The sequence below is a fragment of the Paenibacillus baimaensis genome, assembly GCF_025567575.1.
In genome coordinates this window covers 23,060-38,969 of the sequence record NZ_JAOQIO010000125.1, presented here as the reverse complement: position 1 = coordinate 38,969, position 15,910 = coordinate 23,060, and the positions used below count along the sequence as shown (strand labels likewise).

The window sequence follows — 15,910 nt, the reverse complement described above, 5'->3', positions numbered from 1 at the left end:
TCCTTTCCCCGTTACCATAGCGATTGATTAAATTTCTTGGCAGCAGCATTAGCCAGCACGACGAGAACAAGCCCGATCACCGATTCGAACAGACCCATCGCCGTTGTCAGGCTGTACATCCCGCCTTGAATGCCTACGGTATAAATATATGTGCTAATTACACTGGACACGTCTGAAACGGAGGCATTCTGCAAGTTGTACACACGGTCAAAGCCAACCTCCATGACATTACCCATCGCAATAATGAGCATTAATGTCATGATTGGCAATATACCAGGCAGGGTGACATGCCAGATTTGCTTTGCTTTGTTCGCTCCGTCAATACTCGCCGCCTCGTACAAATGCGGGTCAATCGAGCTGATGGCCGCTAAATAAATGATCGCGGAGAAACCCGCTTCCTTCCAGATCGACGAACCGAAGAAAATCGTCATCCAGGTATCTACCCGATACAGGAATTGAATTGGCTCGCCCCCAAGCGCTGTAATTACCGTGTTCACTATACCTGCCTGCGCCCCAAACAGGGTCACGACAATTCCCCCTACGATGACCCAGGAGAAGAAATGCGGTAGATACAGCAGCGTCTGAACCGATTTTTTAAACCATACACGCCGCACTTCGTTCAACATGACCGCTGCCAATATCGGAAAAGGAAAGCCGATCACGATATTGATGAAGCTGAGTATAAAGGTATTGCGGATGATTTGCAGTGTTTGAGGGTTTTGGAAGATCATGCGAAAATTATCGAGACCCGCCCACGGACTGCCCCAAATACCCTGCATTAGATTATACTGCTTGAAGGCGATGATACCGCCCAGCATCGGGATATAACGGAAGGTAATAAAAAAAGCGATAACCGGAATGAACATGATTAACAACGGCAGATTACGATTAAACCGTTTACTGGCAAAACCTTTAACGGTAGTGCGATTACCAGCCTGCGGCTGCATAGAGCCAATCACCCGATTTGATTCCGTACGATTAGATGTGCCCATCGGGCCTTCACTCCCTTCGAGCTTACTTATCCGAGTACAGCTTCACAGCGTCTTCGCCAAATTTGTATAAATCATCAAGCAGAAACGCCTTCGATTTGTTGGTCTCATACCATTTAGCGTAAAACTCGTCGACCTTGAGGCCGCCTGATTTATCCCATATTCCTTTGGCATCGGCAAGTGCCTGCTCTGCGGTATAACCTCCTCCGCCGACAATCGCTTTGAGCCATATGTCCTTAATTTGCTGCTCCGAATTTTTGACGACAAGGGACAGATCCTGTGGCAATACCGGTAAATACTCAGGCTTCAAGGTCGGTATAGGGCGGTCCTTGGATACATATGCGCTGTCTGCTTGCAAAGCCAGCTCCCGCAGCTGCTTGAGTGTTTCCGTGTCCTGTGGCTTCTGTGCGCTGAACGAGCATTTGCCAAATAACAGTGTGGATGCCATCATCCCAAGGTCACCCGTATACGTGATTTCTTTTTTATTCTTCTCGGCATCGATCGGCTTCGGACATCCGACAGCGTCCTTGCTCCAATGTGTACCCTCAACACCGCTTTGAATCGTTCTTGCATGGTCCGGCTTGATCATGAAATCCACATATTGCATAACCGCTTTAGGGTCCTTGGCTCCCACATTGATCGCACCGACCATTTGAATCGGGCTGCTAACGACCGGGCTGTATTGCCCGAATTGTGATTTGGGCAGTGTCAGTATCGCGAGCTTACTACCTGGGTTATTTTTCTTGAACGCGTCCAGATCCTTATCATTGATGTCCTGATGCAGATACATGCCCAGCTTGCCAGACAGGAAATCCTGCTTAGCCTTTTCACCGTTTTTATCCGCCAGAAAGTCCTTATCGGCAGTTCCCGCGTTAAATAGCTCCTTCTGGAAGGCAACCGAAGCCTTAATCCGATCCCACTCGTGAATGAACTTATCCCCCTCAAAGCGCCACTGCACCTCGCCAAAACCGAACATATGGGATATGATGGACATCGCATTACCGCTCAAATTAAGCCCGAACGTATCCGCTTTCCCGTTGCCATCCGGGTCCTGTGAGGCGAACGCCTTGGCCACAGTCAAAAACTCCTCGGTTGTCTTGGGTGCTGTTATTCCAAGCTTCTGCAGCCAGTCTTCACGGATATAAATGCGGTGAAGTGCCGATAAAGGCGTAACCTTGCCGATTTCATATATTTTGCCATCATCCTTTGTTCCCAGCTTCTTCAGTTGCGGGAACTGCTTCATTAACTCCTTGTAGCTCGTGCTATGCTTCTCAATCACATCATCCAGCGGCATAAGCAGCTTCTGGCTGTACCATTGGTTCCGGTAGCCAGCATCGTATTCCAGAACAAGATCAGGTGCGGTACCGGTAGCAAATAGCGCATTAAATTTCTGAAGTGATTCCCAGCGCGGCACCGGCACATATTTGACATCCACTGGCCCGTTCTTGTTAACCCATTCTACCCAACGATTTCTCTCCCAATTGCCTTCCTCCGGCGGGATATTGTTGCGATCGTAAATCGATACGGTTATGTTCCCTCGTTTCTCTGAAGTCGTAGCCACTGCCGAACTGCCTGTTCCGTTGGTGGGTCCCGAATTCGTGCTGCAACCTGCTGCAAATACACCGGTCGCTGCTAATAACAACGTGCCTTTCCTGACTCTTGTTTTCCAACCTTGCTGTGCCATGTCTGGTACTCCCCTTGTCGTCTAAATTTTTTACAGCCTCGTTCCTGATTGCACTATAGCTTCCCAACGACCAACAGCGCAATTTACATGTTTCCGACGACTAACCGAATGGTCAAAACCGCGCAACTAGCCAAACATCCGCAATAAACCGAAAAGAAAAAAGCCCGTCATGACAGGCTTTTCTCATACTGCTTGCGATAATCTCCAGGCGTTGTGCCGATAAGCTTTTTGAATGCGCGAATATAGGAAATATCATGAATATAGCCAACCTGGTTAGCGATTTGCTGCAACGATAGAGAAGTTTCCTCCAGCAGCCGCTGGCTTCGTTCGATTCGTACGCGCATCATATAATCGACCATCTTCTCGCCGAACGTTTCCTTGAATAGACGACTCACATACTTGCCATTGAGACCGAATAAATCACACAGGTGGGTTAAAGATAGCTCCGTATTGGCATATTCCTTGTCGATATAGGCTCTAACCTGACAGATTAACGAGTAGTGACTTCGTTGCTGCTGCATGTCACGAATTTGGTCCGCGAATGCTGCCAGGATGCTGGCAAGCTGCACCTCTGCATCCTCCACAAGATCAAACGTATCCCGCAGCCGGTTGATTTGCAGTATTGTATCTGTTTTCCATACGTCCTGAATATCTGCTGAAAGCTCCATCATTTCCCGATATAAATGATCAATAAATAAGTTCAGAAGCTGTACAAGCTCCTCCCGTGATTGCCGGTTTGCACGCGTTTGCTGAAAAATCTGCTCATAAATCAGTCTCCAGTCCTCGCTGCCTGTTCGGAATACACGGGCAAAATCGCGAATTAGCTGTAAATCCCGATACGATTGTCCTTCTCCTATTCGAGCGTCCTGGTACAAGATTACACGATTTAGCCCCATACTGGCTTTATAGGCCAGAGCTGCTATGGCATCACTGTCGGTAACCGGGATATCGGCAATCTGCTCTACACAGCCACCTACACCTACCGTCACCGTATAATCCAGATTAGCCTGCACCCACGCCCGTACCCGCTCTGCCATTTCCTTGATATGTGCTTCCGCCGCCACCGATTCCTCCATGCTTTGGTACAAACCCGTAAGCTGATGCTGCGCGGTCCACTCCGTCCATACGGTCACACCGCAGGATTCCGCCACCTCTTTAACCACGCTTTTCAATACAAATTTGAGCAAATATAAATCGCGCTGAGAATATTTCGCCGTCACCTCATAGTACTTATCGATTTCATATACCGCCACTCCAAGCGAATGAAAGGACGTGGGAAGCTTGAGCCGCTCCAGCTCTCTCTCCCATTCATAGATGTCAATCAGACGATAACCCTCCAGCAGCTCGAAGAAAAAATGCTTCCGCCGATATACGGAATCCTCCACATGCATTTTCTCGTAGGTGTTGGACTGCTCAATTAGATCATCCAGCGCCTGCTCGATGAATTTGAACTCATCCTGTCCCTTCTTGGAGAGCTTGCTTCGATGATTGGAGTACAATTGAATGCGGTTCATAATTTCTTGAATCGGCTTGTAATTGCGCCGGGTCGCGTAGGTCATCCATATCGTGCCGGCCATGACAACAATCAAACCGACACCGACCCAAATGTATGAAAATACGGTCGCAACACGGAACGTATGATCATCATAAAAGCCTCCGGTGAATTGCCAACCGGTATAATCCGATACCACCTGAGACAGTTGGGATCCTGGACTATTGTCTTTTCGAGATGGTGTCGAAATCAGCTGCCCGCTGCCATCCTTGATGACTACATAGCTGCTCGACCCGGACATCTCGGCTACCAGCTTGTCAACCTTGGACAAACCGATGTTGACCACGATCAAGCCTTCGCCACCCTGCAGAAGCGGGTACTTACGCACAATCGAGACAACTGATGCCGGAAACCGCTCCTGATCCTGAAACTCCTTATAGGAGCGTCTGTTGGAAAGCGTATACAGTGTCTCGGCAGCAACGCGGCTTTCCACAAATTCACGATCTCCAAACCGATCCAGCGGCACAAAGGTGTTCGTGCTTAACACCATTTGATCGGAATAACGGTATAAATAAACAGAGTCAACAAAGCTGTCAAATGTGCTCATCTGCGTGAATTTTTTGGATATTTCATACTTATCAAAATAAGATTGCCCATTATCCCCATGAAAAAAAGCCCTCAGCCGCTCGTCGGTCTCGATCTCCTTGATCAGAGCGCTGTCGATTTCCTGCAGGGAATGATCGAATAATTGAATGATATGACGAACAAACTGCTGATTTGCGTTCACCGTTTCCCTTTGGGAAAGCTCACTCAACAGAAGAAACGTCATGATAATCAGCACGGACGTCAGGCTGAAGAAAATCGGAAAATAAGAAAATAGTAGACGGTAGAACCATTTATTTTTCATACGGCCTTCTGCTCATTGCTTTCTCCTGTATCCCAGAGGTTTTTCCATATTATACATGAAGAAGAAAAAAACAGAAAGAGCCTGATTACACAGGCCTGCTCTGTCCGTATAACGCTGCCCTGTAAGAGCAGTCGAGCGACTATTCGGCGGTTACCTTAAAGCTGCCAACCAGATCACTTAAATCCTGAGCTACATGACTTAATGAATAGGCAGAAGCTGTAATTTCGTTAACGGAAACGAGCTGTCCGTCTGTTGTGGCTGCCACCGTTTTGGCGGAAGAGGAGGAGGTTCGTGCGATACTGCTCATTTCTAGAATAGAGGCGGAAACATGCTGGGAGCTGGCTGCCATTTGCTGTGCCGCCGAGGCTGCATCCTGAATTTTATCAGTTACGTTCTCCGTGGACTGTACAATGATTGAAAAAGAGCTGCTTACGTTTTCGATGGCAGTGATCCCTTGCTCAACAGCGTGTAGTCCTTGCCTCATCGTACCTGCAGCATGCTGAGTATCATTTTGAATTTTATTAATGATGTCCGTAATTTGTTTAACAGCTACATTAGATTGCTCTGCCAGCTTGCGCACTTCTTGGGAAACGACTGCAAATCCACGTCCGTGCTCTCCGGCTCTTGCCGATTCAATGGCTGCATTCAGTGCCAACATAACCGTTTGCTTGGCTATATCGCCGATCAACTTCGTAATCGATCCAATTTCATGAGAATGTCCTTCCAATCGATGCATCTCTTCCCCGGAGCGTCTAACCGAATCACTAATGTTGTTCATAATACCGACAAAAGCTTGCATCGTGCTGTTCCCAGCTTCGGCCTGGCGAGATGTTTCGATAGCCAGCTCTGAGACTTCGGCCGTGGACTGAGCGATCCGCAGCGCGCCCATGGTCATTTCCTCCATCGCCATGCTGGTTTCCGTTGCGCTTTGCATCTGGTTCTCCGACCCCGCAGCTACGATCTGAACGGACTGCGTGACGTGTTCAGCCGCCTTGGCATTTTTCTCGGAGCTTGCCAGAAGCTGTTCAGAGGAAGCAGCTACATGGATAGATGCGCCTTGTATTTGCAACAAAAGTGTCCGCAGATTCAAAGACATCTTGTTCAAGGAAGTCACCAACTGACCGATTTCATCGCGGTTGCTCACCTGAAGATTGTTCAGTGTCAGATCACCTTCCGCGATTCGCTGCAGTGCTAACGAGACCTGCCTGACAGGATTGGCAAAATGGTTGGATATCACCATCGATAATCCGATGGCTGCCGCTACAGCAACAAGAAGCGTGATGATCGTATCCCTCAGCGCGTTTTGATAAAGCCGCTTGCTTTCCTCCGTGGAGGCCATTGCGCCATCATGATTCAGTTGGACTAACAGATTAATCTGATTTTGCATCGTTTGATAGGCGCCCTGCGAGCTGGTGAGCATCTTCGTGATTTGACCTGCATACGTGCCGGAGCCTTCTACGAAGTTCACTCTCGTTGACAAGACAAAGGCATCGGAATAATAATCCTTGTAATTCCTCCACGCTTTAGACAACGCATCGAAATAAGCCTGCTCCTCTTCGGTTCTAATCTTGGTTGCGTATTGCTCCATATTGCCTTCAATCGCGGTGAACAGCTCTCCCGCCTCAGGCATAAACTGCTTTTTGTTGTCCTCATTTGGCTCCATGATCATCGTCGCCTGCAGGGCCAGCATTTGTTCAGCCAGCAAATTGATCCTGTTAATCGTTTCTATACTAAATAACCAGGAGCTCGTGATTTTCTCGTTTTCCTGCTGCATCGACGCTATTCTGCTCATGCTGATCCATCCAAGTACACCTAGAAGTACAATCATTACCAAAAAAGACCCCAGCAGTTTTTTTCTTACGGTGAGTGTGAGAGTCGAAGTTTGAATAGCAGCCCATCCCCTGTCCAACCAACCACGATGTAACCGTAATTCTCTAATCTTCATACATAAATCTCCTCCATCACAAGCTTGGCTTCCTATTAATAACTGTAACGGAGAAATGTCAGATGAATATCAATTTTATTTGTTATTATGATTAATGTAATAGATAAAATCTATATGAACCTATAGAACATCATCGATTGATGAATCTTGTTAAACGAATGATAAGAAATCGTTGACTCCATCATACTATTGCATCAGAAATCAAAAGATTGATTCAGGCTTCACTACCAAAATAGAGTATACTAGCATTGTTATTATGGGAAAGCATGGAGAGGAGCAATGACATGAGTCCGATGCAAACTAATGAAGATCAGTTCGCTAGCGTTTATGAACAAATTCCTACCAGCCATTATCTAATTGACAGCCGCAGAGATTCTTATTACACAGGAGATTATAAGCTCGGCCTTAATTTCTACAGCTTCAGTCATAATTTGAGCTCGTGGTTGAATGGAAGCACAGAAGGTGCACCTCCAATCGACACCATGCAGGCTATCCGATTTGCCAAAGAAGCGGGGTTTGATTCCGTGGATATTACCTCGTATTACATTCCAGGGTATGATAATCTCACAATGCCGACCAAATCGGATGAAGAGATTTTTGCCTATGCCCGAAATATTAAGCAGCTATGTGAGGAACTGGGGATCGCCATCAGTGGAACGGGTGTTAAGAACGATTTTGCCGACCCTAGCGAAGCAAGAAGGGCATTGGATATACAACGTGTCAAGTATTGGATTGATGTCGCTGCCGTCATGGGTGCACCTGTCATTCGTGTGTTCACGGGCGAAATCTCCAAGGACATTTTGAGCACAGACTGGGAAACGATTGCTAAAGAAAGAATTGTGCCCGCTCTACAAGCATGTGCCGATTATGGCGCTCTAAAAGGTGTCAAGATCGGTATGCAAAATCATGGAGACATGACTTCAACAGCCGACCAGGTGATCCGGATTCTCGAATGGGTGGATCACCCCAATATCGGCGTGGTGAATGATACAGGCTGCTACAAAAGATTTGGGGATCGTACCGGAATTGGTTATAGCTGGTATGACGATATCGAAGCCGTGCTTCCCTATACCGTAAACTTTCAGGTCAAGAAAAAACCAACCTCTCCGGATACGGATGTCCAGGTAGATCTTGAAGAACTGTTTACCCGCATTCGCTACAGCAATTACCGCGGACATATTCCGCTCGAGACGCTTTGGGTGAATAGTGATCCCAATCATCCGAACCAGCTCGCCGAACCGCCTTTTGAACAAATTCGTAATTTCCTTGAACAAATAAGAGCCGCTTCAGCAAGCACAAAAACCAAATAATCATAACTATGGAACAAAGGGAGAACAAACGATGAATACTTTAAAAGAACCCCGCAAAATTGCAGGCAGAAATGTGTTCAGTAGCCTGGAAACCGTGGATGTGCAAAGCGGCGAACGCAGTGTGTTGGCCGAATTCGATTTCCTGATTGAGGCTCCTAACTGGACTAACGACGGGAAACGACTCATATATAACAGCTTGGGCCGCCTCTACTCCTTTGACATGGCAACTCGGGAAAGTACCGTGATCGAGTCCGGATACGCCATTCAATGCAACAACGACCATGTGCTGTCTCCGGATAACTCGAACGTCGCGGTAAGCCATCACACTTATGAAGACGGTCAGTCCCGAATTTACACGTTCCCCCTGCAGGGAGGTCATCCAATTCTGGTCACGCCACTCGCTCCCAGCTATTTGCACGGCTGGTCTCCTGACGGAAGCACGTTGGCCTATTGCGCAGAGCGGAACGGCGAGTATGATATCTACACCATTCCAACAAACGGCGGCAAGGAAACACGATTGACCGATTCTCCCGGACTTAATGATGGCCCGGAATATTCGCCGGACGGCACCTACATTTGGTTCAATTCGGTACGGACGGGTCTCATGCAGGTGTGGCGCATGAAGGCAGACGGCAGCGAGCAAGTACAAATGACATTCGACGAGAGCAATAATTGGTTCCCCCATATCTCACCCGACGGACAATCGGCTGCCTTTATCTCTTACCGCAAGGGCGATGTTGCCCCTGGCGACCATCCAGCAAACAAAGATGTAGAAATTCGCTTAATGTCCAGTTCAAGAGGCGAATTTCGTACACTGGTCAAGCTGTTCGGGGGGCAGGGCACCATCAACGTCAACTCCTGGGCACCTGACAGCAGACAGCTGGCTTTTGTGAGTTACAGACTGAAGGACTAATAACTAATAGGGAAGTGTTCACATGGAAGCGTTTTCTATCGGTTCATGGTCATTCCATGCTTTATTCAAAGCAGGGAAAATCAATCTATTCGGCTATTTAGAAAGCATCAAATACCGCTATCGACTTCATCATGCAGATATTTGGAGCGGCATGTTGGCATCTACGGAGGAAGGTTACATACAGAGCATCAAGGAAACCCTGGATGAAGAAGGATTGACCGTTGCGAACCTTGCTGTAGATGGCGCCGACATTTGGCATGACGATCCTGACATTCGTGAACAGCGCTATCGCAAGGCGCTCCTACACCTTGACATTGCTCGAAGGTGGGGCGTTCAAACACTGCGGATTGATATGGGCGTAAATGCATTAGAGCTGACAAATGAACAATTTGAGCTTTGTGTCCAACGTTACCGGGAATACGCGCAGTATGCCCATGATCATGGGTTTCGGGTTGGCCCGCAGACTCACCAGAAGGGTTCCCAGGTCCCCCACAATCTTAAACGGCTATATGCAGAAATATCCTCTCCTGGATTCGGCATTGTACTTAATGTGAGCCGTTGGTTGACAGATCAAGAAATTGGAGACGAATTAGTTGCCCCTTTCACCGCTCATGTTCAGTTCGACCGGGCTTTTGTGGATTTTGCGGGGCAGGAGCTGCTGCAAAAGATACAACTGTTTCACCAAGCTGGCTACAAGGGATGCTGGTCCTTGGAGTTCCGAGGCGGCACCAACGAATACCTGGAAGCAGAACATGATTTATTAACGCTACGACGTGCTGTAAAAGAGGCACAGAGCAAATCTTAAGAAGCTGGTGTAATGAACGCCAAAAAACTGCCGTTACAGTGCTAGCGGCAGTTTTTCTTGTCGTTCATGTTCGTCCATCCAGACAATTGTCGGCCACCTGTCTTATTTCAATACAGAATCATAACCCGTTATCGTTTTTGTTTCCAAACACTCCTCAAGACCATGCACGCCATATTCCCTGCCGATTCCAGAATGTTTAAAACCTCCAAATGGTGCTTTCATTTCAAAGCTGGCTCCATTGATGAGCACAACCCCAGCCGCAATGCGGGAGGCTAGTTCATTTGCTTTCTCGATGTTAGAAGAGCTTAAGTATGCCCCTAAGCCATAATCCGTATTATTGGCCATCTCGATGGCTTCGTCTTCTGTGGTATAGGTCAAAATGGACAATACTGGACCGAATATCTCTTCCTTTGCAATAGTCATATCTTCAGTAACATGAGCAAAAACAGTTGGTTTAACAAAGTAACCCCTTTGCAGACCATCAGGATGACCTTCTCCTCCGATGACCAATTCCGCACCTTCTTCAATACCTGACTTGATGAATCGTTGAACTTGGTTATATTGCTTCTCCGTTACAATAGGGCCAAGTATAGTATCTTCATCCCACGGATTACCCACTTTCATAGTTTCAACAGTTTCCTTAGCCAATCGTTTTACTTCTTCAAGTCGATGTTTGGGAACTAGCAATCGTGTCCCCGCAACGCATGCTTGACCATTGTTAGTAAAACATTGTTTAATCGCGGTTGGAATGGCTGTAGAAAAGTCTGCATCGTCCAGAATGATATTGGGCGACTTCCCACCCAACTCCAAAGTCACCCGTTTCATCGTATCCACAGCACCTCTACGGATCTCTTTTCCGACTAGCGTGGAGCCAGTGAAGGATATCATCGCAATGTCTGGATTTCGGGTCATCTCAGCGCCAACCGTCTGACCCAAACCATTAACCACATTGATGACGCCGGCAGGAATATTGGCCTTATGGAAGCATTCTGTTATCATCTGCGTCTGGATCGCGCTAAGCTCACTCGGCTTAATCACAACAGGACATCCCGCTGCGATGGCAGAAGCCAGTTTCGCTGTAATTTGCGAATAGCTTGCGTTCCACGGTGTAATAATACCGATAATGCCAATAGGTTCAGAGACAACCTTAGCTTTTCCAATATATTTAACAAATTCAAATTCCTCTAATGCTTGCTTCGTATCCAGAAAATTCGCAGCTGCCAAATGAACACGACCGATTGCCGCGAGTTTGGGAGCACCGTATTCATTAATATTGGCCTCCATCAAGGCATCCGAATATGCCATAATCGCATCGTGCAATCTATGCAGCATCTGGCTCCGTTCCTCTACGGTTGTTCGTGAGAAGGTTTTGAAAGCTTCCTTTGCTGCAGCTATGGCTCGCCGTGCATCTTCAGCATTACCCAAAGTCACGCGACCGATGACTTCTTTAGTCGAAGGATTAATGAGATCCTGTACTTCATTGCCATAAGGCTTAACAAATTGCCCATTTACATAAATCCGTTCTATATTTCTCATGAATAAACACCATCCTTTTTATTATCGCGCTTTACGTTCCCCAATTCATGACTTCATGATGTACAAACCGTAATTGGTTTATGCACTTTGTCTTTCTTGCAGCTTTCTTGTTATGGCAAAGGGTATATAACCAATCATGGTTAACCCTAAAACGGCAGCCACCAACATAAAGGTTTCTCTACTAGAGGAAACATGAAACAGCAATTGAGTTCCTTTCATGAACAAAGGGCTTATGAACTGAAGCGCGTAGATGCATGATAGTAATACTGATATAGCCGACGTTAAACTTCCCTTCGGAACGATTTCTGCCGTCTTATTAAATGTCATCGGAAAAAGTAATCCTTCCGCAAAGCCGATCAAAAATACGGCAATAGCTGCTGTCCAGATAGAATGGGCGACACTTATCAATAAAAATCCAACGGCCATCACCATCAATGTGAACGGGACAAGCATCCTTCCGAACACTTGTGTTAGCAAGGTAATGACCAACCCTGCGACAAAAACTCCGATCAATGATAGAGCAGATAGATATCCAACCGCAGATACGGATCCTATCCCGTTATCCGTCACAAATAGCGACAAGTTGGTTGGTATTAGAAAATACAACATGGCGTGTACTCCACCAGCAATCGCAACTACATAAAAGAAGCGTGGCAGCTTTGCTGATGATTCAGTACCTTGTTCATGTGATTGTATAGGAGGGAATTTAGGTAAAAACAATAGGACCAGAATAAGAAGTATCACTGCATAAATATAGGTGAAGAATACTTCTCTCCAGCCATAGGAAGCAATAATCCCTCCGATGGATAGAAATATGGCTCCCCCGATTCCATTGATTGCGGTAACGAAACCATTCATTTGTGTCCTTTCCTTGCCTTGATAGTTTTCTGCAATCAAGGAGTTGAACGTCGGAGAAATCAACCCGATACTGATGCCAAGAATCGCCCGGAACACTAATATCAAGGTGAATGAGCTGGCAAAAGCAGGTCCAATTCCGCCAACAAGGTAAAGCAGCAGTCCAATAATTAAGATGTTCTTTCTTGAAAATCTTTTGGACAGATATCCGGCCATAAATAAAGTCGGCAAAATAAATAGGGAAGATAAGGTCACAACCCATTGAATGAGTAAAGCATTGGTATCGGGAAAAGCAACAGCTAATAGCTTTACCGCCGGTGCAGCAATCATAGTACCAAAAGTTGCAGTTACTGACAGGCATAATAATGAAATCCTGGATCTCAAATTCATGGTATTCCTTCTTTCTGTAATTTCATTTTCTCCGCTATAACGTTCATGCCATGAGGTTCTACACGCTCATCAGTACTCACTGCCCCTCTCTTGTCGCTGATTAGAAGAATATCACGGATTAAATTCAAAGTAAACATTTTATATCTAATTTGTCTATTTTGTATTTTATGTTTATATTCATTTCATTGTTATGTATAATGAGGAGAAGAGTTTGCAGAAGGGAACATAATGAACATGCCCATAGAGAAACAGCAGGATCAAGCACGAAATAAATTGCTAAAAAAATTAATCTCATCCGTCATGAAGGACGGCTTTCAGAGCTTGAAGATGGATGACATTGCCAAATACATGGATGTAAGCAGAGCCACTATGTATAAGCATTTTTCTTCAAAAGAAGAAGTCATCGAAGGCGTTGTGCGTATTTTTGTGGATTATATAGAAACACAGGAAGATTGGAATATGGAGGATGGCGAGAAATCATTCGGGGTTTGGTTTCAACAATTGTTTGAACAGTCGGTATCGCTTGTAGGAAAGATTACTGACATATTTTTAAAGGATCTTCAAGTAGCTTATCCGGATTTATACGATGATCTGAAAGGTACTTTGAACAAACGCGAACAGCAGACCCTTAAATTCTATCAGGATGGCAAAAGTAAAGGCGTTTTCAATCAAGTAAATGAGAAGTTTATTTTGCTTCAAGACGATATATTGCTTCGAGAAATTATTAATGTTAAGTATTTGCTGTATAACCAAATGTCAATTCAACAAGTGCTTTATGATTATTATCATTTCAAAAAAATCCAATTATTCAAAGCGGAAAAGATGTCGATTGTCGACGATGCAAAAATTCAACCAGTGATAGATCATATTGTAGAAAAGTTTAATCGGACATTGTAATAGTAAAGCGAGGTCTCTGATTACGAGCCTCGCTACGGGACTATCGATTGGTTATGGACCCCTTGTTCGTAGTCAGCATACAATCTTATAGCATTTTATTGATTCCCTCGCTGCGCACCGTCCATGTCCCATCCTGTGGAAATCCGGGAGCAGCCGTATCGGGACCTCCCAACCAGCCACCTGCCATCATGGCAACGGCAGTCAGTAGACCACCGTTGCCGGGCAGATAGATCGGCAGCCTGCTGGTCTGAAAGTTATGGCCATTCGGCAGATAGGTGTTTTTCGTCTGAGCAATGAGGAGAAGGTCGACGGCAAGCTTTCCTTCTCCCAGTCTTGCCGCCGTCATCGCCATCATCGGATAGTCCCAGCCCCACGTATCCTCCCAATGCCAGACACGTATGACTTCGTGAAGCGTTCGGCGCATCGTCTCAGGATCTGTCATCAAACCGGGTAAGATGCCGAGCGGAGCGAGCATTGTCGGATGGTCGTCGATACCAGCCAGGCCGCTGAATGTATCGGGAGCTGTTTCGGCTGCCACATATAGACCGTCCGTTACAGGAAGCGGAGACAGGTGTTCCAGCACGTGATCCCATTTTTCCACTCGTGATAAGCCGAGCTTTTCCCTCCAACGGTTCGCTGTGGATAAACCGAAAGCCCAGTAAGCAAGCTCGAAGGTCGGATTCATCGTTACAGCATGGTCATGGATTTCCTGCGCTGGTGCAAGCGGCGGCCCCAAAACATAACGCTTGCGAACGTCATCCCATTCAGCAAAGGAAGCCATGAAATCTGCACTTTGGAATACGATGTCTTGATACCGCTCTAGTGTGTCACGGTCGTTTCGTACGGTGTAAAGCAGTTCAGCAAAGTAGATGGGATGCGGCTGCTGCCAAATCAGAAAAGGCTCGATAAAGCAGGGCGCATTTATGCCCTCCTCCGTTACGCACTTTGGCCAACGGGCACCCTCGTAACCTTGAGAATGAGCAAGCTCTTGCGCTTTGGAGAGAATTTCACGATACCAGCCCAAGCTATTTGCCAAAAGCTCCGTACGGTTCCATAGCGCAAAATGTACGGAATGCCACCAATGCATCTCGAGATGGAATTTGCCGGCCCAGCTATTCATCGTCAAGCCCGTCTCCTGAGGTGGAAGCGATCCGGACGACTGCACGGCGGTCAAATATTGCGAAAGCACGATCCGCCGCTCAAGCTCATGGGCGCGAATGTCCTGACTCCCAGCCAGTTCCACAGCCCCACCGCTGTTCCAAAAAACTGGCCAATGATTTTTAGAACGTGATAAAACATCCTCGAAATCAGGAAGTGCAGCGGACAGTTCCACTTTAGAGTAACGAATCACAAACTCTACTTCATCTATATCTGAAGTAAGTATTAAGAGATGAGGGTCAGTTGAATCGCATTCGAGTGTGCCATTTGACCACCCTGCCATGGCAAAATAATTGTCCTGATCCAGCGTTCTTCTTAAACGAACAGAGTAGCTGGATGATTCTACAATCTCAGTCCAGTGTGATTCTGGACGGTCCCATACTGCACCTGATCCGCCGAAGGATGCTGACCCATAAGGAAAGCGCAATGCCAGTTTAAGCTGGCCTGACAACAAGAGACTAGATTTAACCCGAATCGCAAGAATATCTTCATTCGGATGACAACAAGTTAGTACCGTGGCTGTTTCGCCGGATAAAGAGAAGCTGCTGGAGATCACACCTGTCCACAGGTCCAGTGTTTGCTCAATCTCCTGTAAGTTTTCTGGCAATACAGGTTCGCCTGAAGGTAGTGTAAGGAGAAATTGAACCGCTCCCAAATGCAGGCGATGGGGGTTCATCCGCAGCCAATTGTATGCCTCGCTGGTCTCTTCGCGCGGCATATAGGGAAATCCGATCGCTCTCCCATTGAACGTGCTGTAGTAGGTCTTTTGAAACTTCTCTACCTCGTACCCCATGGGATTGGGAGAAGTGTGCCAGCCCCAGTTGGACAAATGACCAAGTGCTACTCCACCCTTTTCATAGAGTTCCGGAAATGTCTGCAAACCGGTTGCATCAACGGTGAAGGCGTAATTCCCGTTTCCCACAGTTAGAGAGGAAAATTTGTCGCAACCCCTGACAACGGGGTTGTGGCGGCGCACTAATTGTTCTCGATTGATTTTATCCATCTTTTCACATCCCTACTTGTCGCTAA

11 protein-coding genes are annotated in these 15,910 nt (G+C 46.7%); 4 read left to right on the top strand and 7 right to left on the bottom strand.

The window, feature by feature from the left end:
- Positions 1 to 11: 11 nt before the first annotated feature.
- The 4 genes from OB236_RS38950 to OB236_RS38935 all read right to left on the bottom strand — a co-directional run bounded on the left by OB236_RS38950 (position 12) and on the right by OB236_RS38935 (position 7,017).
- Positions 12 to 992 carry an ABC transporter permease gene (locus OB236_RS38950; RefSeq protein WP_317259429.1) on the bottom strand — a complete coding sequence of 327 codons (981 nt, stop codon included), beginning with the start codon at positions 990 to 992 and terminating at the stop codon, positions 12 to 14.
- Positions 993 to 1,014: 22 nt separating this feature from the next.
- Positions 1,015 to 2,673, bottom strand: a complete 1,659-nt coding sequence (locus OB236_RS38945) for an extracellular solute-binding protein (RefSeq protein ID WP_262688849.1) — start codon at positions 2,671 to 2,673, stop codon at positions 1,015 to 1,017.
- Positions 2,674 to 2,840: 167 nt separating this feature from the next.
- A complete protein-coding gene (locus OB236_RS38940) occupies positions 2,841 to 5,072 on the bottom strand; it encodes an AraC family transcriptional regulator (RefSeq protein WP_262688848.1) in 2,232 nt (743 codons plus the stop codon).
- Positions 5,073 to 5,211: 139 nt separating this feature from the next.
- On the bottom strand, positions 5,212 to 7,017 hold the full coding sequence (locus OB236_RS38935) for a methyl-accepting chemotaxis protein (protein ID WP_262688847.1): 1,806 nt from the start codon (positions 7,015 to 7,017) through the stop codon (positions 5,212 to 5,214).
- Positions 7,018 to 7,301: 284 nt separating this feature from the next.
- Between OB236_RS38935 and OB236_RS38930 the strand changes: the two genes are divergently transcribed.
- Genes OB236_RS38930 through OB236_RS38920 form a run of 3 tightly spaced genes read left to right on the top strand, consistent with a single transcriptional unit; the run spans position 7,302 to position 10,045 of the window.
- On the top strand, positions 7,302 to 8,327 hold the full coding sequence (locus tag OB236_RS38930) for a sugar phosphate isomerase/epimerase family protein (RefSeq protein WP_262688846.1): 1,026 nt from the start codon (positions 7,302 to 7,304) through the stop codon (positions 8,325 to 8,327).
- A gap of 31 nt (positions 8,328 to 8,358) precedes the next feature.
- On the top strand, positions 8,359 to 9,240 hold the full coding sequence (locus OB236_RS38925) for a TolB family protein (RefSeq protein WP_262688845.1): 882 nt from the start codon (positions 8,359 to 8,361) through the stop codon (positions 9,238 to 9,240).
- Positions 9,241 to 9,262: 22 nt separating this feature from the next.
- Positions 9,263 to 10,045 (top strand): sugar phosphate isomerase/epimerase family protein, encoded by a 783-nt coding sequence (locus OB236_RS38920; RefSeq protein ID WP_262688844.1) that lies wholly within the window; start codon positions 9,263 to 9,265, stop codon positions 10,043 to 10,045.
- A 102-nt stretch (positions 10,046 to 10,147) separates the two neighbouring features.
- Here the strand turns inward: OB236_RS38920 and OB236_RS38915 are convergent, their stop codons facing one another.
- Together OB236_RS38915 and OB236_RS38910 are read right to left on the bottom strand one after the other, a co-directional pair.
- Positions 10,148 to 11,581 carry an aldehyde dehydrogenase family protein gene (locus OB236_RS38915; RefSeq protein ID WP_262688843.1) on the bottom strand — a complete coding sequence of 478 codons (1,434 nt, stop codon included), beginning with the start codon at positions 11,579 to 11,581 and terminating at the stop codon, positions 10,148 to 10,150.
- Positions 11,582 to 11,659: 78 nt separating this feature from the next.
- Positions 11,660 to 12,826 carry an MFS transporter gene (locus tag OB236_RS38910; protein WP_262688842.1) on the bottom strand — a complete coding sequence of 389 codons (1,167 nt, stop codon included), beginning with the start codon at positions 12,824 to 12,826 and terminating at the stop codon, positions 11,660 to 11,662.
- Positions 12,827 to 13,054: 228 nt separating this feature from the next.
- Here OB236_RS38910 and OB236_RS38905 point away from each other — a divergent pair, with 228 nt between their 5' ends.
- Positions 13,055 to 13,723 (top strand): TetR/AcrR family transcriptional regulator, encoded by a 669-nt coding sequence (locus tag OB236_RS38905; protein ID WP_262688841.1) that lies wholly within the window; start codon positions 13,055 to 13,057, stop codon positions 13,721 to 13,723.
- A gap of 85 nt (positions 13,724 to 13,808) precedes the next feature.
- Here OB236_RS38905 and OB236_RS38900 read toward each other — a convergent pair whose 3' ends face one another.
- The gene (locus OB236_RS38900; RefSeq protein ID WP_262688840.1) at positions 13,809 to 15,884 is read right to left on the bottom strand and encodes a glycoside hydrolase family 65 protein; all 2,076 of its coding nucleotides are present in this window, start codon (positions 15,882 to 15,884) and stop codon (positions 13,809 to 13,811) included.
- Between the last annotated feature and the right edge of the window lie 26 nt (positions 15,885 to 15,910).